A 23532-nucleotide genomic window follows, 5' to 3' on the forward strand; every position below is an offset into this window, starting at 1 on the left:
CTTACCCTACCGCCGCCAGAGACATTTCCGCCTTGAGGGACTGACCGCGCGAGGCGCCGACGACTGCGTCCACGTCCAGAATGAGGGCCACGCGGCCGTCACCGAGAATGGTTGCAGCGGCGATGCCCGGAACGTGAGTGTAGTTCGCCTCGAGGCTCTTAATGACGACCTGGCGCTGGCCCTGGATCGCGTCGACCATGAGCGCGCGCTGACCGCCGCCTTCGGATTCGACGAGAAGGGCGACACCCTCGACCGGATTGGCCTGGGTGGCGCGGAAGTTCAGGATGCGGCCGACATCGACCAGCGGGCAGAAGGAATTGCGGATCGAGATCAGTCGGTGGTTGGCGCCGAAGGAATGGATCGCGGCGGCTTCCGGCTGGAGGGTTTCGACGATGGCCGTCAGCGGCACAACCAGCGTCTGGCCGGCGACCGTGACCACCATGCCGTCGAGAACGGCGAGCGTCAGCGGCAGGCTCATTGTGAAGACCGAGCCTTGACCCGGCCTCGAGGTGATGTTGATACGGCCGCCGAGCGCCTGGATCGAGCGCTTGACGACGTCCATGCCGACACCACGGCCGGAGATATCGGAGATCTTGTCGGCCGTAGAGAAGCCCGGCAGGAAGATCAGGTTATCGATTTCCTCATCCGACAGATTGGCGTCAGGGGAGATCAGGTCGTTGGCGATCGCCTTCTGGCGAACCTTTTCGCGGTTGATGCCGGCGCCGTCGTCGGCCAGTTCGATCAGGATGCGGCCCGAACGATGTTTTGCCGTCAGGCGGACCGTGCCTTCGGTGTTCTTGCCGGCGGCAGCACGCTTTTCAGGCGTTTCGATCCCGTGATCGACAGCGTTACGGATCATGTGCGTCAGCGGCTCGGCCAGCTTGTCGATGACCGTCTTGTCGACTTCGGTGTTTTCACCCTCGGTGATCAGGCGGATCGACTTGCCGGTCATGTCGGCGATTTCGCGGACGATACGCGACATGCGCTGGAAGACCGGCTTCACGGGCTGAGCGCGGATTGCCATGACCGAGTCCTGGATCTCACGGGTGAGCTGCTGCAGCTCTTCGAGACCCATATTGATCGAGGACGTGCCGGTCGTGTCATTTTCAATGACGCTTTGAGAGAGCATGGCCTGATTGATGACCAGCTCGCCAACGAGGTTGATCAGGCGGTCGACGCGATCGAGATCGACGCGGATCGTCTGGCCGGCAGCGGCATTGTTCTGGGCTGCGGCGTTTGCCGCTGCAGCGGCGGCAGCGGCGGCCGATTCCTTCTTTTCGACACGCGCAGCGGCGGCAGCCATCTGCGTGACGTTGGTCGCCGTTTCAGCGGCCGCAACGGCGGAATTCGCGTCGTTCGCCTTGATCTCGGCAGCGGCCGGCGCTTCGGAAGCATCGCCATCATCCAGGATCGAGAGATCGAACGGAACCGGGATCATCGGCAGTTCTTCGTTGGTCTCACCCGGCTGGCTGTCCTCGGCCGGCTTCACGGTCAGATCGCAATCCCATTCGGCGAATTCGAAGACCGTGCGGATGGCGTCTTCGCCCTTGTCCGTCTTGATCGTGATGTTCCAGAAGAAATAGGCGCCTTCCGGATCGAGCTCATCGAGGCCCGGCAGAGCATCCGCATTGCAATAGATGCTCATCTCGCCGAGGCGGGAAAGATCGCGCAGCAGAAGGGTAGCGTCGTTACCCTTCGAATAGAGTTCAAAGCGCGGTTTGAAGATGACTTCGTAGGCCGGCAGATCGACCGGCTTCTCTTCGCCACCGAAATCGTCGAAGGAGAAGGGGATCGGCTGGAAACCGCTATCATCGGTCGGCACGGGGGCCGGAGCCGCAACGACCGGAGCAGGGGCGGCCTTCGGGGCCGGCTTCGGTGCGGGCGCCTCGGAGACTGCCGAGGGAGACGGCAGCTCGCCGTGGGCAAGCGCCTCCAGCTCCTTGACGAGGCCGCGGCTTCTGCTTTCATCGACGCTGCCGCCGTCACGGGCAGCGTTGGTCAGGTCGGCAAGCACGTCGGCCGACTTCAGCATAACCTTCAAGACATCCTGGGTAGGCTCAAGCTTGTTGGAACGAACGCAATCAAGTGTGGTCTCAAAGACGTGGGCGAAGGCGACGAGGTCATCAAGGCCAAAGGCGCCGGCACCGCCTTTAATCGAATGCACGGCGCGGAAGACCGCGTTGACGGTTTCCGGGTCGCGATCGCCATCATTCATTTTCAGGAGACCGGATTCCAGTTCGGCGAGCTGTTCTTCGCACTCCTGGAAAAAGATCTCTTTGATTTCGTTCATATCCATAGGAGCAAATCCTGGGCTTTAAGCGGTTACACGCTCGATGGCATCGATCAGCTTGGCGGGGTCGAAGGGCTTGACGATCCAGCCGGTGGCACCGGCCTGGCGGGCGCGGTTCTTCTTTTCCGCGTCGCTTTCGGTCGTCAGCACCAGGATCGGGATCGCACGATACTTCTCGTTGCGACGGACACCTTCGATGAAGCCGAAACCGTCGAGGCGCGGCATGTTGATGTCAGTGACGATGACGTCAGGATTGGACTCTTCGAGAACTTCGAGGCCTTCAACGCCGTCTTCAGCCTGGATCGTCTCGAAACCTGCATTGTTCAGCGTTACGAGAAGCATGTTTCGGATGGTGCGGGAATCGTCCACCGTCAATACTTTCTTCTTCATTGCCGGATCTCCTTGGCAAGCAGATGGTCGATATTGACGCCAACCAACTGCATGGTTTTTTGAAATGCGTCGGACACCTGCGAGAAGGTGATCGACTGCTTGTCCTGGTCCCAGGTCTTCTCCGCCGCCATCAGAACCTGAGCGCAAAGAGCGCCGATGCGTTCGACTGCCGAAGCATCGATCGCCAGAGGGTTTCCTCGCATGGAGAGAAGCTTGTCGCGCAATGCGGAAGCCTCATTGAGATCAAGAACCGCTGGCAACTCCAACGTCTTGGCACTCTTCTTTGCTGCCATCAGCTTTTCCTTGTCCCCTTGTCCCCGACCCGCGAAAGCGAGCCGACGTCATAATCCGATAGGTTAGTAAACATTCCGCCCACCTCCGACGCTCGCGAGAGGCTGAAGCATGCTGAAATCGTCATTTTCGTAATCGTCTTCGGCCACTTCGGGGTGCGTTGCGATCGCAACGGTCCGGGAGGCGGAAACACGCACCTGAGGAGGCCGGGTTGCATAGGCATTTTCCCGCGCGACGCGGAAGTCGCGGATCGTCTGACCGAGTTCCAGAATGATCGTGTGAAGATGATCGGCACCTTCGGCCGAACGCCCCGCAAGGCCGGCATTGTCGGCGACTTCGCAGCCGAGGCTCTTAACGTCTGCGGTCACACCTTCGAGACCGGCGGCGTGTTCACTCGTCTCGCCAGCGATGCCGGCGATTGCGGCGTTGATGTCGGTCACCTGGCGGACGATGCTGGCTATCGAATCCTGTGTGCGGCCGACCATCTGCACGCCGGCGTCCACCTGCGTCTTTGTGGTAGTCACCAGCGTCTTGATTTCACGGGCAGCTTCTGCGGAGCGCTGAGCGAGCGCCCGCACTTCCTGCGCAACGACGGCAAAGCCACGTCCAGATTCACCTGCGCGGGCAGCTTCGATGCCGGCGTTCAAAGCGAGCAGGTTCGTCTGGAAGGCAATCTCGTCGATCGAACCGATAATCTGGCCGATCTTCTCGGCCGATTGTTCGATATCAGCCATGGCGCTGATTGCGCGGCCGACGACCTCGCCGCTTTCCTCGACAGCCGCACGTGTCGCGGCAGCGGCGCGTTCGGCGGTGCGGCTGCCGGCTGCCCCTTCGCGGACTCGCTCGGCGATGCCGGCAAGGGCGGCAGCGGAAAGCTGCAGGCGCCCGGCCTGATCGGAAGCATTGCCGGCGAAGTTGCGGGATGCGTCGGCGAGCGACTGCGTTGCGGCTTCCGCCTTCGCATTGCGTTCGGCAATCGCGGCGAATTCCGTCTGGAGATTATCGAGTGCAACGTTCAGCGCGGCAGCAATCTCTGTGTGAGCGCCATCGACGGGTGCGCGCTGCGTCAAGTCGCGGGCCGAGAGGCTTTCGATGACATCGCCAAATATACGAGCGACTTCCGCTTTACCTTCGGCGCGCTGGTCGGCAAGTGCGCGCTGCTGCGCGGTGCGCAGTGCATTGAAGCGGAGCGAGACCGCGATTTCGACATCGACCATGACGATGCGGATGATCGATGTCATCAGGTCGGTGATCTCGCGAGCACGCCGCTTAGCCGACGGCAGTACCGGGCGACCGGTCAGCTCATCAGCCAGACCGGAAATCACATGTTCCAGCATGACGCCGTGGCCGGCCACGTGCCAGCGAGGGTCGAGGCCGATTTTGCTTTCGGTATCGGAGAGAACCTTGACGCGTTCGGCATAGAGGCTGTCGAAACGCGCATCCGTCAGCACATCCCAGTGCGAGGACTGCAGGTCGTGGAGACGCTCGATCTGACGCTCGCTCTCGAAATTGCGCGCGGCATCCGGGAAGGACTGGAAACGATGGAAGAGGTCCCGCAGGCCGGCCTTCAGATGGGCTTCAAGGGAGGACCGGTTGCGGCGGACCGTCTCGCATTGGTCGGCGTCGAGGCCAGCAAAGCGCAGGCGGTCGCGCAGGCTGCCTGCCTGTGCTCCACGAGCCTGATCTGATGGCATGTCCTGCCTCAACGCCTGTCCCCAACCACTTTCCGAGCGAGCCCGGCCAAAAACCCTCGCAGCTTCCGATGATTCCGATACGCGGAGATGCTCTTCGCCACCGGTCGCAACCGGGGGACTGAAGTCTCCTGATCAGCAATTCTGTTTCGGAGCTGCCTGAAGAAGATGGATACCGGATCGACCCGGTACGGCGGTACGGCGTCATGCCTGGTGGGAACGAGTGCATCTTCCCATTCCGACGTGTAACCCAATGTTTATGGTTAATTCCTTGCTTGAAGGTTAATAAGCCATTCCCACCTGCAGCTTTTGAAACAATTGGCGTGAGTTCACATAGTAAATACTGGCGCAGAGTTGCATCGCTGCTACAAGGCACACGCAAGCTTTATGTTATAGACCCATTTTTATAGAGCCTGACATGACGTCAATAAGGAAAGAGAAATGATAGTTCTCGGAATGGGTTCCTGCCTGATCGCCCTCTCGATCGCCGCGGCCGTTGCCCTCCTCGATCTGATCGCGACACACCGCGACAACCGCACGCTTCGCGTCTTCTAACAGGCCACTGCGCCTTAAATCTCGCTTTACCTTTCCCGTTGGCAGCCCGGCACCGTTGGTGTATCGACACGCGCTCCTGTATCAGCGGAAGTAAGGGATTATGTCAGCTCGGACCGGCCTCCTCATCATTCTGGCGTTTACGATCTTCCGCATCGTGACACTGCATTTCGATAGGACGGACCTGTTCGTCGATGAGGCGCAATACTGGTTCTGGTCGCAAAACCTCGATTTCGGCTATTATTCCAAGCCACCGATGATCGCCTGGGTGCTCAGGTTCTTCACCGAGCTTGCCGGCTCCAGCGACATTTACTGGCTGCGGCTTCCCGGCCCCCTCTTCCACATGGCGACCGCGCTGATGCTAATGAAAATGGCGAAGCGCTTCATCGGGCCTGAAATCGAAGGCTGGGTCGGTGCGACTTATATCACGCTGCCGGCGGTTGCGCTTTCTTCGGCCTTCTTCTCCACCGACGTCATCCTGCTCTTCTTCATAGCCATTGCGCTCATCGCCTATTTCGAGCTGACGCAGCGTCGCTCTGTCGGATTTGCACTTCTCATGGGTGTCGGGGTCGGCCTGGCGTTTCTTACCAAATACGCCGTGCTCTTTCTTGTGCCCGGCGGGGCGATTGCCATGCTGCTCATTCCGGCGGCGCGGATTTCGGTGCGCGATCTCATCATTGCCGTCGTCACTTCAGCGGTCGTCGCGTTCCCAAACCTCTGGTGGAATCTTCAGAACAACAATACGACGGTGCGCCACACGCAGGATATCGCCCATTGGAGCGATCTCGGCGTCAATATTCGCGGGGGACTGGAATTCTTCTCCGCGCAGTTCGGCGTCGTCGGCCCGGTCGTTTTCTTCGCCATGCTCTGGGCCGTCTGGAACATGATCCGCGGCCGCAGCGAGCCGCGTGAAAAGATGCTCGCCTGGCTGTCGATCCCGGTCGTGCTGCTCATTACCCTACAGGCGACGATCGCCAAGGCCTATGCCAATTGGGGCGTCACGGCCTACGTGGCAGGCATCGTGCTGGCGGTCTGGCTGCTTCACCGCCTGTGGCCGAAGGGGCTCAGAACCTCGCTCACCATCAATGGCGTTGCCTGCCTGCTCTTTCCCTTTGCAACGATCTTCGCAAATCAACTGGTACTGCCTGGCGGTAAGGAGGTCATGCAGCGCTACCTCGGCAGGGCCGACGTCAGCCGGCAAGCTGCCGATCTTGCCGCACAAGCCGGCACTGGCATTATCGTGACCGACAACCGGGATATGGTCGCCGATCTCTTCCACACGCTGAGAACCGCACCCTACAAGATTTATGCCCGTCCGCCGGTCGATCTACCGGACAGCTATTACGAACAGGAATTCGCCCTGCCTGCCGATACCAGCGGGCAGGTCCTTTTCCTGACCTCCAAGCCGCTGAGTTGTGCAAACGAAACGCCAGAAATGCTGAAAAGCTGGCAACCGGAAAAAGGCAACTACAGAGGCGGTACGATCTATGTCTACAAGGTCGGTGCGGCCTGCCTAATGCAGCGCTAAGGCAGCTCAGTTCACTGGACCGGGCAGGCAGATGCCGGTTCCGCAGCCTTCTATTTCGGTAAATTTTACGCCTCCCTCCTCGAAGGCAAGGCGCAGTTGCGCCTCCGTCGCACGATGGATTTCGTGATGACGGCCTTCATAATCGCGTATCGTGCTACGGGAAACGGCGGCCTTCTGGGCGAGGTCCGTCTGCGTCCAATCAAGCAGACCCCGAGCCGCGCGACACAAAGCGGGCGTCAGAATTGTCTGTTTTGCGCCTTGACCCATAATCCAAACCACCCATATTGGTCAATATAAATCATATATGTCATGTTTGGAACAAGATTTCCAGATCGGGAGAGAGCGATGCCCCACGATACGCCTTTGATTTCGACCATCGTCGGGGGCATCGTGCTGGCGTTCATCCTGGGCGCGATCGCCAATCGCCTACGCCTTCCGCCTCTCGTCGGATATCTTGTCGCAGGCGTTCTCGCCGGCCCTCACACGCCGGGTTTCGTTGCTGATCAAAGCCTCGCGCCCGAGCTTGCCGAAATCGGCGTGATCCTGCTGATGTTCGGCGTCGGCTTGCATTTCTCCCTCAAGGACCTGCTTTCGGTGCGTGGCATCGCGGTGCCGGGCGCGGTCGTCCAGATCGGCTTTGCCACGCTGCTCGGCTGGGGTCTTGGCGCTTTCATGGGATGGCCGACGGGCGGCAGCCTCGTCTTCGGCCTGGCGCTTTCGGTCGCCTCGACGGTCGTGCTGCTGAAAGCCCTGCAGGAGCGGCGTCTCATCGAGACAGAGCGTGGGCGTATCGCCGTCGGCTGGCTGATCGTGGAAGACCTTGCCATGGTGCTCGCGCTGGTCCTCATCCCGGCAGCCGCCAGCATCACCGGCGATGGTCATGGCCCGGTTGAGCCTCTCTCGGCGGGCCTCAACCGGCTTTTCAGCCTCGACCTCGGCGTCGGCGGCATCATCGCCATGACGTTGGTTAAAGTGGCGCTGTTCGTCGTCCTGATGCTGGTCTTCGGCCGTAAGCTCATCCCCTGGACCATGCACCGCATCGCCCATACCGGTTCGCGCGAACTCTTCCGCCTCGGCGTGCTGGCGATCGCGCTCGGTGTTGCCTTCGGAGCGTCCAAGCTCTTCGGCGTGTCTCTGGCGCTCGGCGCCTTCTTTGCCGGCATGGTTCTCGCCGAAAGCGAGCTCAGCCACCGTGCTGCGCAGGAAAGCCTGCCGCTTCGCGATGCCTTCGCGGTGCTCTTCTTCGTCTCTGTCGGAATGCTCTTCGATCCGAACATCCTGATCGAGCGACCGCTGCCGGTGCTTGCAACGGTCTTTATCATCGTGATCGGCAAGTCGATCGTGGCCTTCCTGATCGTGCTGCTTTTCAGGAAGCCGGTCAGTACGGCGCTGACGATCTCGGCGAGCCTCGGGCAGATCGGCGAATTTTCCTTCATTCTTGCCGCCCTCGGCGTCGAGCTCGGCCTGCTGCCAGCGGAAGGGCGCGACCTTATCCTTGCCGGCGCGATCATTTCGATCATCATCAACCCGCTGCTCTTCTTCGTCTGCGACCGTATGCGGCCATTACTGGAACGCCCCAAGCATGAAGAGCCGTCAGCCGAAGCTGCTGCTCCGGCCACGCATGCGCGACCCGCGCATGCGGATGAACAGACTGACATAGACGAGGTTCATCCGACGTCACTCAGCGGCCATGCGATCCTTGTCGGTTATGGTCGTGTCGGCAGCATTGTTGGCCAGAACCTGAAGTCATCAGGCACGCGTTTCCTCGTCATCGAGGATTCCGACAAGCGAATTATCGAACTGCAGAGCCAGGGCATCGAGGTACTCTCAGGCAATGCGGTTGCCCGTGAAACACTCGATCTCGCCAATCTTGCCGGCGCGCGCAGTCTCGTCATCGCGATCCCGAACGCCTTCGAAGCCTGCCGCATCGCCGAGCAGGGCCGTGCGGTCAATCCTTCGATCCTGATCGTCGCGCGTGCCCATTCCGATGCCGAAGTGGAGGAACTGCGGCAATACGGCGCCGATACCGTCATCATGGGCGAACGGGAAATTGCGCTTGGCATGGTTGACCGGCTCGCCCAAGTGCATCATGACAGTGCACCCTATGAAGACGGACCTTCGGCTGGTACAATCCTGCCGCCTGTGGAGCCTCCGCCGGAAAAAGAATGAGAGATTGGCGCCTTTGAGCCGATTTGGGAGTGAAATCGCCGAGACGGAAGAGACGGAGCTGGGTCAGCGCCGTCTGGCAAAGCGTATTGCCGCTTCCGTCGTCGTTGCGATTTTCGCCTATCTCGGTCTGCTCTTCGGCGGCAACATCGTCATCGGCCCTTCATCGGCGCCGAATGGCCTCTCGTCTTCCAATCGAGATTCACAGCAGACGCAGGTCACTGCACGCGACGCCATCCGTGGGCTTTTGATCAGCGACCGAAAGGTTTCACCGAAACAACAGCTCCATGACGCCGGCCCGGCGGCTCTCAACGCCGCGCCGGCGCTGCAATTCACCGACTGGCGCCAAGCCGCGCCGGCTTCTGAATTCCGGGCCCCGCTGCGCCTTGCCGCCAGCCGGGCTCACCAGCCCCGCGCGCCCCCGCTGGCTGCCTGAATCCCGTCGCATCGGGTGCTTCTGATCCCAATAGACATGTAGACATGCCGTAGCGCGTTGCGCCGGCCCAAGCATTATCCAAGGATTTAAAACATGCGTAATTCACCATGGCTGGTGTTCACCTATACGGTGATCATCGTGCTCGGCCTGTTGATCGCCCTGCCGAACGCGCTGCCGCAGAGCGTGCTGCAGCGCGTCCCCTCCTGGTTGCCGCACAATCAGGTTTCTCTTGGTCTCGACCTTCGCGGCGGTTCGCACCTCGTGCTCGAAGTCGATGAAGCCGACCTCACCAAGGAGCGCCTGAATTCGTTGCTGCAGGATGCTCGCCGTGTACTGCGCGAAAAAAACATCCAGCCGAAGTCAGTCGTTCGCAACAATAATAACATCGTTGTTTCGCTCGCCGATCCTCAGCAAAGCGATGCTGCCGTCACGCAGCTTCGCACGCTCGGCAATACCATCGCCAGCGGCATCAGCGCCGGCCAATCGGACCTTTCGGTCACCGCTGACGGCGGCAATATCACCATCGGCTTCTCGCCGGCTGGTATTGCAACCAATGTCGACAATGCGGTTGCGCAGAGCCTTGAAGTCATCCGGCAGCGCGTCGACCAGGTCGGCGTTGCCGAGCCGACGATCCAGCGCATCGGCGCAAACCGCATTCTCGTGCAGCTTCCGGGTGCGCAGGATCCGTCCCGCCTTCGCGAACTTCTGGGCTCTACCGCCAAGATGTCCTTCCATATGCTCGCCCCGAACGGCCAGGCCGGTCCGGGCGTGACGATCATGAAAGACGACGAAGGCAACAGCTACCCGGTTCTCGACCGCGTCGAGATTTCCGGCGACCGCCTCTCGGATGCCCGCGTCAGCTTCGACCAGAGCCAGCAGCCGGTCGTCACCTTCCGCTTCGACAGCGCCGGCGCGACCCGCTTTGCCGATATCACCCGCCAGAACGTCGGCAATCCATTCGCGATCGTGCTTGACGACAAGGTGCTGAGCGCGCCCGTCATCCGCGAGCCGATCACCGGCGGCTCGGGTCAAATCTCCGGCAACTTCTCGACGGATAGCGCAAATACACTCGCGGCTATGCTGCGCGCCGGCGCCCTGCCCGCCAAGCTGACCGTCATCGAAGAACGTACGGTCGGTGCCGACCTCGGCGCGGACGCTATCCGCATGGGTCTCTATGCAGGCGTCGTTGGTTTCGTGCTCGTGGCTGCCTTCATCTTCGTGCTCTACGGCACATGGGGCATCCTCGCGAATATCGCGCTTCTTATCCACACGATCCTGACCTTCTCGGCACTGACGCTCGTCGGTGCGACACTGACGCTGCCCGGCATCGCCGGCGTCGTGCTCGGCATCGGCCTTGCGGTCGATGCGAACGTCCTGATCAACGAACGCATCCGTGAAGAAACCCGCAAGGGCAAGAGCGCCTTTGCTGCTATCGACACCGGCTTCCGCCGTGCTTACTCGACCATTATCGACGGCAACATGACGGCGCTCATTGCAGCGGCGATCCTGTTCTGGTTCGGCTCCGGCCCGGTTCGCGGCTTTGCCGTGACCATGGCGCTCGGTCTCATCATCTCGATGTTCACCTCGGTCGCCTTCGTCCGCGTGACGATGATCGAAATCGCCCGTCGCCGGAAGATGAAGACTATCAACATCAAGCCGCTGATCCCCTTCAGCCCCTACGACAGGCATATCCAGTTCATGAAGGCGCGCTTCTTCGGCGTGACCGTCTCCGCGCTGCTGTCAATCGCTTCGATCGCCCTCTTCATCTATCCGGGCCTCAACTACGGCGTCGACTTCCGTGGTGGCATCCAGATGTCGGTGAAGACGCAGGAGGCCGCCGATCTCGGCCGCTTCCGTGAAGGTCTTAACGGCCTTGGCCTCGGCGAAGTGGCGCTGCAGTCCTTCGGCGACAACAACACCATGCTGGTGCGCGCGCAGCGCCAAGAGGGTGGTGAAGAGGCGCAGACCGCAGCCGTGACCAAGCTCAAGGCGGAGATCGTTAAGATCGATCCGTCGGCGACCGTCACCGGCACCGACGTCATCGGTCCGAAGGTCAGCGGCGAGCTTGCCTGGGCAGGTATCCTGTCCGTCGTGATCGCGAGCCTCGCGATGCTGTTCTACATCTGGTACCGCTTCGAATGGCCGTTCGCGGTCGGCGCTATCGTCACCCTCATACTCGATGTGACCAAAGCGATCGGCTTCTTCGCGCTGACGGGGCTGGACTTCAACCTGACGGCCATCGCGGCGATCCTGACGCTCGTCGGCTACTCGGTGAACGACAAGGTCGTCGTCTACGACCGCATGCGTGAAAACATGCGCCTCTACAAGTCGATGCCGCTGCGCGAAATCATCGACAAGTCGATAAATGAGACGCTGGCCCGAAGCCTCTATACCAACGCCACGGCCTTCCTCTCGTTGCTGCCGATGGCGATCTGGGGTGGCAGCGCGGTCGAAAGCTTCGCTATTCCGATGGCGTTCGGCATTCTTGTTGCGGCTGCATCCTCGGTCTTCATCGCAGCACCGATCTTGCTCTTCCTCGGCGACTGGCGCCGCCGCCACGCCAAGGCAGTCGCGGCTTCGAACGATGCAGCCGTAGAGATCATTCCGCCGGATGCAGGCCAGCCGCGCAAAACGACAGGCTAAACCGCCGACATTTAAGCGGGACTTGGAGAGGGCGCCGGTTGCACAGCCGGCGCCCTCTTTCTATGTTAAGTTCAAAGAGATCGGGAGCACCGCCACATGTCTTCCAACCCGACGGCGAAAAAGCCGGAAACTGGTTCCACTGGCGATCAGGAGGAGCGCATCAAACGCTTCCTCGCGACCGCCTCGCACGACCTGCAATCACCGCTCCGCCATATCGCCATGTATGCGGAAATGCTGCTCGACGATCTGGAGCCGACGCTCGATGGCGAGCAGCTGCAGAGCCTCAGAATGATCATGGAGAAGGCCCAGACGGCACAGCGGCTGACCAAGGCATTGATGAGCCTTGCGGGAACGATACCGCAGATCACGATAAGCGACGCGCGCCTCACCGACCTTGCACGAGAGGCCTGGAAGCAAGCGCTGGACGAATTTCCCGTGAGCGGCGCGACACTTGATGCGGACAATCTGCCCCTCATCCGCAGCGATGCCGCACTTCTGACCATTGTTCTGAAGCACCTCTTCTCGAATGCGCTGACATTTCATGGCTCAGCAGCGCCGCGCGTCAGCGTGACGGCCACACGGGACGGTGCGGACTGGTGCATCATCGTTGCCGACAATGGCTGCGGTATCGAGCCAGACTATCAGGAGAAGATCTTCGATGCCTTCTGGAAGCTGCCGAAATCAGGCACGGCGCAAGGACCGGGGCTTGGCCTGACGACCACGCGGGACCTGCTCGGCACGCTCGGCGGCGATATCAAGCTCGACCATTCCGATGAGAGCGGCAGCCGCTTTGCGATCCGCCTGCCGGCTTAGAGCGTCCTGGTCAGATGCTGTAATCGTCCTTCCAAAAATCCGGGACATCATAGGTCACGTATTCTCGGATAATGTGTTGTAGCGTTTGGACGTCGATCTCATCTTTGCCGATGCGGAAATCGACGCCGTAATCGGGAAATTCCTGGAAATAGTTCCCTGATATATCGGTCGACACCACGCCGATCGGGCCGGTATAGCCGATGCCCCTGAGTTCAGGCACGGTCTCGCGAAAATCGGCATTCGGCAACAAGCGATTGTCGAGAAGGACGAGATCGAAGCGAGCAGCCTTTATCTTGTCCAGCGCGTCACTGATCGATTGAGAATATTCGACATCGACGCGCGGTTCGGAAAGATCGGCGATCTTCTTTTTGAGCAACCGGAATTCGATGAACTCGTCGTCGACGAACAATACCTTCACCGCATTCCTGCGCGTTGCTTCAACACTCATCGTTTCATCTTTCCCCCGACATGAAACCGGCTCACGAAACCAGGCCGTTTCGCAAGGCAATCGCCACCATATGAACGCGGTTGACGGCATCGAGTTTCCGGACTGCGGCCGTGATATGGGAATTGACCGTGTGTTCGGAGAGGCCGAGGATAATGGCGATCTCCGCGGAGGTCTTGCCTTCGCTCGTCCATTTGACGATTTCGGTTTCGCGCTGTGTGAGTCGACCGGACATTTCCTGAGTCAGAATTTCCTCATACAGCTTGTCGAAGATGCGTATGGCATCGAGCAGAATATCCGCCAACTCGCCCTGATCCGGCTCCTGGCGCTGGCCGCTGAGCACCAGGCAGTAGCGACGTCCTTCCGGCGTAAACAGTGGAATGAAGAGGAATGTGCTGCCGCTGAATTCATTGAAGACGAGGTCTGGCGGATAGCCTTCTATCGCCGCACTTTTTCCATGCACCGGCGTCGTCAAGAACTGCGCTGTTCGCGCCTTGACAGTTCCCAAAGCTTCCTTGAGAGTCTTGACGAAGAGGCTCATGCGCCGTTCGGCGACATTGGTTATGACGACATCGCGTTCTCCAAACGGAGCTGCAGCTTCCGAGATGCGCGCCAGGGTAAAATTGTCGAAAGTGTAGTGCTGTGCGGCCGCTTTCAGCAGGCGAAAAAAATCTGTGCGGTTGATGGCCCGGCTGAGTTCCGGACCGGCATGAAAGGGGACTGCGGCAGCACTGGTCATTCCCACTCTTCCTCCTCCCCAATTCTCTTTCCGCCGATCCCGAAATCTTGGGATATACGTCTTAAACGCGAACAGCTACAAAAATTGCGAGACAGTTGATGACCGATACCGAAACGGGGACTTTCGATATCGCAAGCGGAGACATCTCGACTACAGGTGATGCATAGGACAGTTTACTCGAATAGTAGCTCTTACCTAGGTATCCCAATCTCTCCGCAGTCAACATCCATGGATGCGGAAAGACAGTGCCGGAAGTAAGCGCGGGAGAGCCGGTCGGGCCATTCAGCTAAGGGGTTGGCTGACGTTCGTGGCGGCGAACACGGATCGGGCGGCTCTCTCAGCGCCTTTTGGTTTTCCTCTCTTCGGTTGCATTTTGAAATGTGCTACCCCGCTTGTCAATTGCGCTACGCGCTTCCGGCGTATTGCGTATGCAGCTCCGTCGCATTTTCGCAATCACCGATTGCGGAAAAACCCAGTAAAATCCAATGGCTTCTCCAGATAGAAATCGGCACCGGCTGCAAGCGCCCGTTCTCGGTCTTCCACCGCATCCGAACCACTGCAGATGCCGAGCCGCATGGCGGAAAAACGCTCATCCCTCCGCAGCCGCGCGATCAGACTGCTGCCGCTGTCGAGGGGCATATAGAGATCAGCGATAAGTACATCCGGCACACTGTCGCCTCGTTCCAGACGCTCCTCAAGCGCCTCGAACGCAGCCTCTGGGTTGGAAAAGCAGAATAGATCAACATCCACCTGCTGTTTCCTTCGAATATAGTCGAGATAGAAGAGATCATCCTTGCTGTCATCGACGTAAAACAAGATCGGCATTTGGCACCACAATCCGGATATTGTTTCTGATGTTCTGCATTGTTCCTCACTGAGACATTAACGCCACTTTGATAAAATCCGATATCGACCTTTGAGAGTTTGCTGTCGAAAAGCATGTTTTGCCCAACAATCTGCCTATTGAGTATTCGGCGAATTCGGAAAAGATGGCTTGCTACAGGACACGGCGGAGAGGTGGTGCAGGTGCGGGATGCCGTTACATCAGGACGAGACGGGACGGAAAGCGGTCGCTACCGCGTGATCGCGCTCGTCATCGGCTACCTGTTGGTCTTGCTCGGTCTAGCTGCGCTGACCGGGTGGCTGCTGGAGGTTGAAATCATCATCTCTATCGTACCCGGCTTTCCGTCTATGGCGTTCAATACCGCCATTTGCTTCGTGCTGTCGGGTGTCGGGCTAGCCACATCGATGGAGACAGGCAAGCCTAACCGCATCGTACCCGTCATTGCTTGCGGCCTGGCCGCCTTGCTTTCCGGCATGCGCCTGATGGAGATCATCACACTCGGCCGCAGGATACATAATGTCGATATGTTCCTAACGCAGTTTTTCGTCTCTCCAACCTTTGTCGAAAAGGTCGGCGGCGGCATGGGGCCGAACACGGCGCTGATCTTCCTGATCACCAATCTTTCCATTCTCTTTGCGCTCTACGGGAGAAGATCACGCGGCCAGCTCGTGCAGGAACTCAGCAGCTATATCGTCATCACGCTCGGCATGATCGCGCTTGCCGGATACATCACCCATGCCGAACAGGGATATCGCTGGGGTCCCTATGCCGCGATGGCTCTTCCTACGGCCGTCGGTCTGGTAGCTTTCGGGTGCGGGCTTCTTGCCAGATCCTGGTGGATGTTGCCGACCAACAGGGCGCAGATCCCCCTCTGGATACCGGCATCGATCTGTTTTACCAGCCTCATCGTCGATCTCTATACGCCACTTGGCGTGGCAAACGGTATTCTCTATGTCCCGCTCGTGCTGACCGCGCTCTGGTTCGGAAATCGTAACGCGCCGATTTTCTTCGCGTTCGTCTGCACTCTCTTGATCCTGCTTGGCTTTTTCGCCGTCAACCATGCTGAGAACGAATACTGGCGGGAAGCTGCCAATCGTTCAATCACGGCAGCGACGCTCTGGCTGATTGCCATTTTCGTCTTCTATTTCATGCGCAACAGCCAGCATCTGGAAGCCGAGCGCATCCGCTTCAGCGCACTGGTGCGCACTACGCCTGACGCCGTGATCGCCATCGACGAGGCCGGGCGGATCATGAGCTTCAATCCGGCCGCCGAAACCATGTTCGGCTACACACCGCAGGAAGCGATCGGCAGAAACATCAAGATGCTGATGCCGGAACCCTATCATTCCGAACATGACGCCTATCTCAGCAATTACCGGCGCACCGGCGAGGAACGCATCATCGGCACCACGCGCATGGTCTCCGGGCGGCGCAAGAACGGTGTGGTCTTCCCAATCGACCTGTCGGTCAGCGCCGTCGTCGGCGGCTCCAGCAAGACCTTCGTCGGGATAGTACGCGACATCAGCGAGCGCGTGCGCCAGGAGGAGCGGATGAAAACGACGCTGGCTCAACTCGAAGCCTATACAGCTGATCTCGAGCGCTCCAACCACGATCTCGACGAATTTGCCTATATCGCCTCGCACGATCTCAAGGAGCCGTTGCGTGGCCTGCACAATCATTCCCGCTTCCTCCTGGAAGATTATGAAGACAAGCTCGACGAAGACGGTGTGCGCAGGCTCAACCGGCTGGTTAGGCTCAGTCAACGCATGGAAAAACTCGTCAACGATCTTCTCTATTTCTCGCGCATAGGCCGGCAGCAGCTGGCGGTCAAAAGAACCGACATTGGTTCGATCATCCGCGACGTCGCCACCACCATGGAGCTCCTTCTGGAGGAGCGGCATGCGAAGATCGTCATTGATGGCGTGCTGCCGGAGGTTGTCTGCGATGCACCTCGCCTTACCGAGGTGTTCCGCAATCTCATTACCAATGCCATCAAATATAACGACAAGCCCTTGCCTCTCGTCAGCGTCGGCTATCTGGAACGCTATGTCGGCAAGGACGGGATGACAGCCCGCAACGTCTTCTACGTGAAGGACAACGGCAAGGGCATACCCGAAGAATTCTACGAGGATATTTTCCGCATTTTCAAACGGCTTGAAAAATCGCAGGATTCCGAGGACGGCACCGGCGCCGGACTCACCTTCGTGCGCAAGATCATCGGGCGCCACAATGGTGAGATATGGCTGGAGTCACAAGTCGGCATCGGCACGACGTTTTATTTTACCTTAGGAAGGAAGCGTGAGGGCCAGAATGCAGCAGCGTGACATGCAACCGATCCTCATCGTCGAGGATAGCGAGGACGATTTCGAAGCGACGATGCGCGCCTTCAAACGAACCAATCTGCGCAACCCCATCCGTTGGGCCGCCTCCGGCCAGGAGGCGCTTGACGTACTCGCCACCATGACGCCGAAGCCCGGCCTCATCCTGCTTGACCTCAATATGCCCGGCCTCGACGGGCGCAAGACCCTCGAGGCGATCAAGTCCAACGTGCATTGGCGCAAGATCCCCGTCGTGATCCTCACGACATCGGACGACGAGCGCGACATCGAGGGCTGCTATACGCTCGGTGCCAACACCTATGTACAGAAGCCGGTCGATCTCGACGGATTGTTCGCCGCTATCCAGCGGCTCAAGGAATATTGGTTCGAAATCGCAATCCTGCCTTTAGAGGACTGACATTTGGCGGAAAACTGTTGCGTTCTCATCATCGACGACAACATAGACGACCGGGAAGTCTATAGACGCATGCTGGCGCGGGTCCCCGGCACGAACTATACCGTGATCGAGGCCGAGAGCGGTGACGAGGGTCTCGCCCTCAACAGCCAGAGGCACCCTCACTGCATCTTGCTCGACTATTCGCTTCCCGGCCGTGACGGTCTTGGCGTGCTCTCGGAAATCCTCGCCCAAAATGGGGCCGCCAATGTAGTGATGCTGACCGGCCAGGGCAATGAGACCGTCGCCGTGGAAGTGATGAAAAGCGGCGCGCGCGACTATCTCACCAAGGATGCGCTATCGCCGGAGACACTGCATCGCTGCATCCAGAACGCCATGATGCATGGTGCACTGGAAGCAAAGATCGAGCAGAAGCGGCAATCGCTCGAAATCTTCACCCGCGCCATGGCGCATGATCTCAAAGAGCCGCTGCGAACGATCAAATCCTTCAGCCGCATCCTGCACAGCTCAGCCGAACTGCCGGCCGAGGACCGTGAGCTTCTCGATTATATACTGAGCGCCGCCGACCACATGGAAGACCTGATCGTCAAGGTCTCCGGCTTTACGAGACTGGAGGTTTCGAGCGAGCTTGAGCTCAGGCCGGTGCCGCTGTCTGCCGTGCTCGATCGGGTGGAGCACAACCTGCATCAGCAGATCCAAAGTCGGCAGGCGGTCATCACCCGAGGCCCGCTGCCGGAGGTTATGGGCGACGCGACGCTGCTGATTCAGCTTCTACAGAACCTCGTTTCCAACGCGATCCGCTATTGTGAGGATGCCGTTCCCGAAGTACGCATTTCGGCCATAGCAGACAAGGGGATATGCCGTCTGACGGTCGGCGACAACGGGCCGGGCATCGATCCCGATCATCGCGAGCTCATCTTTCAACCCTTCAAACGCCTCGTCGGCCGCGGCATCGAAGGCACAGGGCTCGGGCTTGCCATATGCCGCCGCATCGCGCAGCTGCATGGCGGGTCGATCTGGTGCGAGGCGAAGAACGGAAGGGGTGCGACCTTCCTGCTCGAACTACCGCTCGCTAAAATATCAAGCGATCAGCCGGTCATCCGCGGACAGCCGCAGACGGCAAAAGCATCCGACCATGCGAACGAGAGCCGCGGCAGGCTCGCCGAAGTGTTGCTGGTGGAAGACAGCCCGGCAGATATCCAGCTTCTGAAGATCAAGTTGATGCGGCGCGAGAAGGTGAATTTCAATCTGCATGTGGCGACCAACGGCCGGGAGGCGATGCGGCTTCTGGAGCAGCGTGTCGGCGTCCCGGGCGAGCCGCAGATCGACCTGATGCTGCTCGACATCAACATGCCTATCATGGATGGTTTCGAAGTGCTGAGTGCGCTCTCGGCCGACCGGCGGCTGAACCAGATTCCCGTCTGTGTGCTCAGCACATCCAGCGACGAAAGCGACATGCAACGGGCAAAAGACCTCGGCGCGCTCGCCTATATGGTCAAGCCGGCAACGCTGCAACAACTTGAAGAAGCATTGGAGGAGGTCGAGACGCTGGAACTCGTGCCGCACGGCGACGCACTTGTGCTTTTTGCGGAACAAAATTAGAGAAAAGGCCATTGGCAACGGTATGATGCTAGCAACGACCCTTATCCTCGCGCTCCTGGCCTCGCCTTTTCAATTCGGGCTTTCATCCATGGCTTCAGGCATACACCATATCACGCTGATCACCCGCAAGGTGCAGGCGAACGTAGATTTCTACGCCGGATTCCTCGGCATGCGGCTCGTCAAACAGACGGCCGGTTTCGAGGACGCCACGCAGCTTCATCTCTTCTACGGCGACGCCGAGGGCAATCCGGGCTCGCTCGTCACCTTCCTCGTTTGGGAGGACGGGGCACCCGGCCGGGCTGGCTACGGCCAGATCAGCGAAATGTCTCTGGCGATCGATCCGACCAGTATCGGTTACTGGCTGACGCGTGCGATGCGCTTCGGCTTCCGCTCGGAAGGCCCCGCGGATGAATTCGGCGAACCGGTACTGCGGCTGAAGGACCCCGACAATGTCATCGTCAAGCTTGCCGGCACCAAGGATCTGAAATCGACGGCCGTCTGGAAGGGCGGCGATGTGCCGATCGAACACGCCGTGCAGCGCGTACGTGGCGCGACCATGCTCACCGAAAAGCCCTCCGAAAGCCGCCATTTCATCGAGAGCCATTTCGGCTACAGGTTCCAGGCAAATCGCGGCACGATCGACCGCCTCGTCTCGCAGTCCGGAGACATCATCGATGTGCGCGATGCGCGTGGCTTCTGGTCCGGTGCGCCAGGTACCGGCACGGTAGACCATATCGCCTTCCGCGCAGATGACGACGATGCCGTGCTTGCCGTTCACAGGGCGCTCGAAAAGGAAAATGCCTCGGCAACCAATCTGCACGATCGCAAGTACTTCCGCTCACTCTATGCCCGCGAGCCCGGCGGCACGCTCATAGAACTTGCTACCAACCAGCCGGGCATGCTGGTGGATGAGCCGCAGGCCACACTTGGAAGCAAGCTTTTCATCCCGCCAAAGGATTCGATCACCAATCTCAGCGAATTGAAGGTCGTGCTGCCGCAGTTTTCCATGCCCGGCCAGCCGCGCGTCAATTATCGCGAGCTGCCTTTCGTCCATCGTTTCTATACGCCGCCGGATCCAGACGGCAGCGTCTTTGTACTGCTGCACGGCTCCGGGGGGAACGAAACGACGCTGATGCCGCTGCTGAACAAAGTCGCTCCACGCGCCACCCTTCTCGGCGTGCGTGGCCGCGCGACCGAGGAAGGCTTTCCGCGCTGGTACAAGCGCCTCACGCCTTTCTCCTTCGACCAGGACGACATCAAGAACGAGGCCGAAGCCTTCGCTGCCTTCATCGAAGGCGCGGTCAAATCCTACGGTCTCGATCCAAAGAAGGTCGTCTATGTCGGCTACTCGAATGGCGCTAACTTACTGAATTCACTGCTCTACCTTCACCCAAACCTCATTCATAAGGCGGTGTTGCTGCGCTCCATGCCGGTCCTCAGCACCTATCCGCATGCCGATCTGAAGGGCACGGACCTGCTCGTCATCAGCGGCAAGATGGATGCATATGGCAAATATGCCGGTGAGCTGGAAGAGCGGCTGAAGACGTCGGGGGCAACCGTCGATTCCGACGTCATCCCCGGCGGTCACGATCTGAGCGACGCCGACGTGCCAATCATTCAGAAATGGCTGCTGCAAGAAAGCAAACTGCAAGAAACCCAATAGCCTACCAGTGGAAGCTGTCCGGGCATGACGCCGGGACCGCACCAAGCGTTGGCGGAGCATCGCGATCGATGGCATCGAGCCTTGCAAAACCGGCATCCTGTACAAGACATACTCCGGGACAGTCTAGCAGCCAATGGTCAAGCTTCCTTAAGCGAAGCTATCCCCGTCTTGCGATCATGATGCCGGCAAGAACGATCAGGCCGCCCAAGGCCTGCATTGCCGTGATGGATTCATTGAGCAGCGCCCAGGCGAGAATGGCCGCGACAACCGGCTGGAGAAGCAGCGTCAGCGAGGAGAAGGCGGCCGGCAGATAGGCAAGCGCATAGGCGATCGCCACTTGCCCGCCCGCATGGCTGACGAAGGCAAGGCCTGATACCACCGACCAGCCGTAAAGGCTTGCCGGCAGCATGTGGCCTTCGAAGAAAAACGCGAGCGGGAAGACGCCGACTGCGGCAGAGGCCGTGCTCCATAGCATAATACGGATCGTATCGAAACGGCTGCGCAACGCACCGATCGCCAGGATATAGCAGGCGTAGAAGACGGCGGCGATCATGGCGACGCCATCACCGCGCAGATCGCCATTTCCAAAGGCAGCAGGCCCGCCCTTCAGCACAACCACGCCGGCCAATGCCAGGACGAGGCCGAGCAGGAAGACGCGGGTAACCTTGGCCCCGAAGAACAGAAAGCCGATGGCGGTGACGAAGACCGGTGCAAGGTTTGCGAGCAATGTCGCGTTGGCAACCGAGGTCATGGTGATCGACAGATGCCAGGCTGACAGATCAAGCGCCAGCACGGCGCCAGGCAGGATCAACATCCCATAATCGGCCAGGCTCTTCGGCCTGGGGCCGGTATTATCCTTGCGCAAAAGCGAGAAGATAAAGATCGGGATCAGTGCCAGCGCCACTCGCCAGAAGGCTGTTGCCATCGGCCCGACCTCGGAAAGCCGCACGAAGATCGGCGATCCGCCGATCGCCGCGCCGCCGATAATGAGGGCGACAAGCGGAAGACGGCTGGAAGAAGAGCTTTCGGAAACGGAAGAAGAGGCTTGCGACATGATCTCGAGGCTTTCTGTGCGGCTCACCCTGCAAGCCGCGACACGCTGCGAGTATCAGAAGCGGGGCCTCGATGACAGTCAGAGAACGACAGGCCGATGGAAAATAGAGCCGCGAACTATCTCGTGGCTGCCTCTTTCAGCTTTTCGGCGATCTCGCGAGCAACGAAGACCGTATGTTCCGTGATCTGCGGCAATCCCATCAATTCACCGAAGGTGCCGCGTGCAAGCGGACCGGAAATGAGCAAAGAAGGGATCACCTGACCATTCGCTCCGATTGCTTCGGAGCGCTCGGAGCAAGCAAGTCCGAGACCGGTCGGATCCAGGACGAGATAGCCTTCGCGCCCGAGTTCACCGAGCCAGGGCTGCGTCTGCAAAATACCGCCATGTGCGGGACCGGTTGTGACGACGACGGCATCGAACGTCCGTTCCAATCTTTCGCCGGCATGCCGCGGCTGCAGCATAACGTGGATCGTTTCACCCTCGACCTTGGCATGGGCAACGGACCCCGCAAGCACTTCCAGCCGGCGAGCTTCAATTGCAGCGTCGAGCACTGCCTCCACTTGCGGAGCGATGCGGAAACGATGAACATCCCAATAGGGCCTGAGATGCCGGACGACGCGCCGCCGCTCCGCGACCGGTAAAGTTCGCCAGAGATCGTGTCCCTGGGAGCGCACCTGATCGATGACGGCATGCCAGCTCAAGCCCTGCTCGGCTGCCTGGCGAATGGTCGCCCGAATCTTACGCAACAGCGCGACTGCCGAGGATGCGGGATCGGCGATGAAATCGCCGAAGGGCTCCTGCGGAGCCGCAGCATGGCCGCGAGAGCGCAGGCCGCGGCGGGAAATCGCGACAATCGGACCTTCGTGGCCGTTTCGCGCAAGCGACGCAATCACGTCTGCTGCCGTCAGCCCGTTGCCGATGACCAGAACCCTATCCTGCGGCCGCACGACCTCGAGGGCGCCCGGTTTCGTAGTATCGGCAATGAAGCGCGGATGATCGCCAAGAGTGGCCGCCAGCCTGCCAGGCGCCACCGGCGGCGGATGGCTGGTGGCGACGGCGACGATATCGGCCTCCGTCAGTCCGCCCTTGTCGTCGGAGATCACCCAGCCATCACGCTTGCGACGGATGGCGGTCACCGTGGCGCGGCGATGAGTGATGGCGCCCGACTTCAGGAAGGGCTGCAGAAGCGAGCCGACATAATCGCCGAACACGCGCCGGCGCGGGAAAAGCTGGCCGTTCTCGCGTGCGGCTTCGGGATCGTCGCGCACGGCATTGTTCGCCTCGATCCAGCGTTGGAACTCTTCTACATCATCCGGCTGCAGGCTCATCTTGGCGGCCGGCACATTGATGCGGTGCGCCGGATCCACGGTGTCATAGGCAAGACCACGGCCGAGCATCGGGCGTGGCTCGAAGACCACGATATCTGGTGCATCGTTGCCGGCGAGCTTCAGCAAATGATAGGCGACACCTGCCCCGGAAACGCCGCCTCCGATGATGGCGACAAGCGGCCGCTGCGATTTCTGTTCGGTCGAAGATTCTGTCTGGAACTGCATCTCAGCCGGCGTCATTTCAATCGATGCCGGAGCATAGGTTGAGCATGAGGGCCACGCAATGCTCCGGGCTTATTGTCTATAATTTTTATGCTGAACCGG

The 23532-nt window shown here is 59.8% G+C and carries 19 protein-coding genes; 9 read left to right on the forward strand and 10 right to left on the reverse strand.

From position 1 onward, the window contains the following. Position 1: 1 nt before the first annotated feature. From FHT92_RS05740 to FHT92_RS05755, 4 genes are all read right to left on the reverse strand, one after another. Positions 2-2296, reverse strand: coding sequence for a chemotaxis protein CheA (locus FHT92_RS05740; RefSeq protein WP_183823100.1), 2295 nt, complete (start codon positions 2294-2296; stop codon positions 2-4). Between the two features lie 18 nt (positions 2297-2314). Further along, on the reverse strand, positions 2315-2680 hold the full coding sequence (cheY1, locus tag FHT92_RS05745) for a chemotaxis response regulator CheY1 (RefSeq protein WP_003570362.1): 366 nt from the start codon (positions 2678-2680) through the stop codon (positions 2315-2317). After that, a complete protein-coding gene (locus tag FHT92_RS05750) occupies positions 2677-2973 on the reverse strand; it encodes an STAS domain-containing protein (RefSeq protein ID WP_183748943.1) in 297 nt (98 codons plus the stop codon). Before FHT92_RS05750 ends, cheY1 begins: the two co-directional genes overlap by 4 nt. Positions 2974-3036: 63 nt before the next feature. Further along, a complete protein-coding gene (locus FHT92_RS05755) occupies positions 3037-4665 on the reverse strand; it encodes a globin-coupled sensor protein (protein WP_183823101.1) in 1629 nt (542 codons plus the stop codon). A 652-nt stretch (positions 4666-5317) separates the two neighbouring features. On the opposite strand from FHT92_RS05755, the gene FHT92_RS05760 reads away from it, so the two are divergent. Further along, positions 5318-6742: a glycosyltransferase family 39 protein gene (locus FHT92_RS05760; protein ID WP_183823103.1), complete on the forward strand. Its 1425-nt coding sequence runs from the start codon at positions 5318-5320 to the stop codon at positions 6740-6742. Between the two features lie 6 nt (positions 6743-6748). Here the strand turns inward: FHT92_RS05760 and FHT92_RS05765 are convergent, their stop codons facing one another. Beyond that, complete coding sequence (locus FHT92_RS05765; protein ID WP_183748940.1) at positions 6749-7009, reverse strand: DNA-binding transcriptional regulator; 261 nt, start codon at positions 7007-7009, stop codon at positions 6749-6751. A 78-nt stretch (positions 7010-7087) separates the two neighbouring features. On the opposite strand from FHT92_RS05765, the gene ybaL reads away from it, so the two are divergent. The 4 genes from ybaL to FHT92_RS05785 all read left to right on the forward strand — a co-directional run bounded on the left by ybaL (position 7088) and on the right by FHT92_RS05785 (position 12800). After that, positions 7088-8911 (forward strand): YbaL family putative K(+) efflux transporter, encoded by a 1824-nt coding sequence (ybaL, locus tag FHT92_RS05770; RefSeq protein WP_183823105.1) that lies wholly within the window; start codon positions 7088-7090, stop codon positions 8909-8911. A gap of 13 nt (positions 8912-8924) precedes the next feature. Then, positions 8925-9344, forward strand: coding sequence for a hypothetical protein (locus FHT92_RS05775; protein ID WP_183823107.1), 420 nt, complete (start codon positions 8925-8927; stop codon positions 9342-9344). Positions 9345-9437: 93 nt separating this feature from the next. Further along, positions 9438-11987, forward strand: coding sequence for a protein translocase subunit SecD (gene secD, locus FHT92_RS05780; protein WP_183823108.1), 2550 nt, complete (start codon positions 9438-9440; stop codon positions 11985-11987). Between the two features lie 96 nt (positions 11988-12083). Next, positions 12084-12800: an ATP-binding protein gene (locus tag FHT92_RS05785; RefSeq protein ID WP_183823111.1), complete on the forward strand. Its 717-nt coding sequence runs from the start codon at positions 12084-12086 to the stop codon at positions 12798-12800. Positions 12801-12810: 10 nt separating this feature from the next. Here the strand turns inward: FHT92_RS05785 and FHT92_RS05790 are convergent, their stop codons facing one another. From FHT92_RS05790 to FHT92_RS05800, 3 genes are all read right to left on the reverse strand, one after another. Continuing rightward, on the reverse strand, positions 12811-13248 hold the full coding sequence (locus tag FHT92_RS05790; RefSeq protein ID WP_183823113.1) for a response regulator: 438 nt from the start codon (positions 13246-13248) through the stop codon (positions 12811-12813). A 31-nt stretch (positions 13249-13279) separates the two neighbouring features. After that, the gene (locus FHT92_RS05795) at positions 13280-13984 is read right to left on the reverse strand and encodes a helix-turn-helix domain-containing protein (protein ID WP_183823115.1); all 705 of its coding nucleotides are present in this window, start codon (positions 13982-13984) and stop codon (positions 13280-13282) included. Positions 13985-14437: 453 nt separating this feature from the next. Next, complete coding sequence (locus FHT92_RS05800; RefSeq protein ID WP_183823117.1) at positions 14438-14809, reverse strand: response regulator; 372 nt, start codon at positions 14807-14809, stop codon at positions 14438-14440. A gap of 255 nt (positions 14810-15064) precedes the next feature. Between FHT92_RS05800 and FHT92_RS05805 the strand changes: the two genes are divergently transcribed. The 4 genes from FHT92_RS05805 to FHT92_RS05820 are packed head-to-tail and all read left to right on the forward strand — an operon-like array spanning position 15065 to position 20826. Further along, complete coding sequence (locus FHT92_RS05805) at positions 15065-17152, forward strand: sensor histidine kinase (protein WP_409527144.1); 2088 nt, start codon at positions 15065-15067, stop codon at positions 17150-17152. Further along, positions 17139-17564 carry a response regulator gene (locus FHT92_RS05810; protein WP_183823838.1) on the forward strand — a complete coding sequence of 142 codons (426 nt, stop codon included), beginning with the start codon at positions 17139-17141 and terminating at the stop codon, positions 17562-17564. Before FHT92_RS05805 ends, FHT92_RS05810 begins: the two co-directional genes overlap by 14 nt. 3 nt (positions 17565-17567) lie before the next feature. Next, on the forward strand, positions 17568-19163 hold the full coding sequence (locus tag FHT92_RS05815) for a response regulator (protein WP_183823119.1): 1596 nt from the start codon (positions 17568-17570) through the stop codon (positions 19161-19163). 25 nt (positions 19164-19188) lie between these two features. Continuing rightward, on the forward strand, positions 19189-20826 hold the full coding sequence (locus FHT92_RS05820) for a VOC family protein (RefSeq protein WP_409527133.1): 1638 nt from the start codon (positions 19189-19191) through the stop codon (positions 20824-20826). A gap of 157 nt (positions 20827-20983) precedes the next feature. Here FHT92_RS05820 and FHT92_RS05825 read toward each other — a convergent pair whose 3' ends face one another. Together FHT92_RS05825 and FHT92_RS05830 are read right to left on the reverse strand one after the other, a co-directional pair. After that, positions 20984-21880, reverse strand: a complete 897-nt coding sequence (locus tag FHT92_RS05825) for a DMT family transporter (RefSeq protein ID WP_183749151.1) — start codon at positions 21878-21880, stop codon at positions 20984-20986. A 116-nt stretch (positions 21881-21996) separates the two neighbouring features. Beyond that, positions 21997-23448, reverse strand: a complete 1452-nt coding sequence (locus FHT92_RS05830; protein ID WP_183823123.1) for an FAD/NAD(P)-binding protein — start codon at positions 23446-23448, stop codon at positions 21997-21999. Positions 23449-23532: the final 84 nt, after the last annotated feature.

This window comes from Rhizobium sp. BK377 (genome assembly GCF_014193935.1).
GTDB lineage: Bacteria > Pseudomonadota > Alphaproteobacteria > Rhizobiales > Rhizobiaceae > Rhizobium.

What these genes read in the sequence shown, in the direction of transcription:
- FHT92_RS05750 (WP_183748943.1), bottom strand. Translation starts at nt 2,973, where the DNA reads ATGGCAGCAAAGAAGAGTGCCAAGACGTTGGAGTTGCCAGCGGTTCTT.
- cheY1 (WP_003570362.1), bottom strand. Translation starts at nt 2,680, where the DNA reads ATGAAGAAGAAAGTATTGACGGTGGACGATTCCCGCACCATCCGAAAC.
- secD (WP_183823108.1), top strand. Translation starts at nt 9,438, where the DNA reads ATGCGTAATTCACCATGGCTGGTGTTCACCTATACGGTGATCATCGTG.
- FHT92_RS05785 (WP_183823111.1), top strand. Translation starts at nt 12,084, where the DNA reads ATGTCTTCCAACCCGACGGCGAAAAAGCCGGAAACTGGTTCCACTGGC.
- FHT92_RS05810 (WP_183823838.1), top strand. Translation starts at nt 17,139, where the DNA reads ATGCAGCAGCGTGACATGCAACCGATCCTCATCGTCGAGGATAGCGAG.
- ybaL (WP_183823105.1), top strand. Translation starts at nt 7,088, where the DNA reads ATGCCCCACGATACGCCTTTGATTTCGACCATCGTCGGGGGCATCGTG.
- FHT92_RS05765 (WP_183748940.1), bottom strand. Translation starts at nt 7,009, where the DNA reads ATGGGTCAAGGCGCAAAACAGACAATTCTGACGCCCGCTTTGTGTCGC.
- FHT92_RS05795 (WP_183823115.1), bottom strand. Translation starts at nt 13,984, where the DNA reads ATGACCAGTGCTGCCGCAGTCCCCTTTCATGCCGGTCCGGAACTCAGC.
- FHT92_RS05740 (WP_183823100.1), bottom strand. Translation starts at nt 2,296, where the DNA reads ATGGATATGAACGAAATCAAAGAGATCTTTTTCCAGGAGTGCGAAGAA.
- FHT92_RS05820 (WP_409527133.1), top strand. Translation starts at nt 19,189, where the DNA reads ATGCTAGCAACGACCCTTATCCTCGCGCTCCTGGCCTCGCCTTTTCAA.
- FHT92_RS05800 (WP_183823117.1), bottom strand. Translation starts at nt 14,809, where the DNA reads ATGCCGATCTTGTTTTACGTCGATGACAGCAAGGATGATCTCTTCTAT.
- FHT92_RS05755 (WP_183823101.1), bottom strand. Translation starts at nt 4,665, where the DNA reads ATGCCATCAGATCAGGCTCGTGGAGCACAGGCAGGCAGCCTGCGCGAC.
- FHT92_RS05760 (WP_183823103.1), top strand. Translation starts at nt 5,318, where the DNA reads ATGTCAGCTCGGACCGGCCTCCTCATCATTCTGGCGTTTACGATCTTC.
- FHT92_RS05830 (WP_183823123.1), bottom strand. Translation starts at nt 23,448, where the DNA reads ATGACGCCGGCTGAGATGCAGTTCCAGACAGAATCTTCGACCGAACAG.
- FHT92_RS05790 (WP_183823113.1), bottom strand. Translation starts at nt 13,248, where the DNA reads ATGAGTGTTGAAGCAACGCGCAGGAATGCGGTGAAGGTATTGTTCGTC.
- FHT92_RS05825 (WP_183749151.1), bottom strand. Translation starts at nt 21,880, where the DNA reads ATGTCGCAAGCCTCTTCTTCCGTTTCCGAAAGCTCTTCTTCCAGCCGT.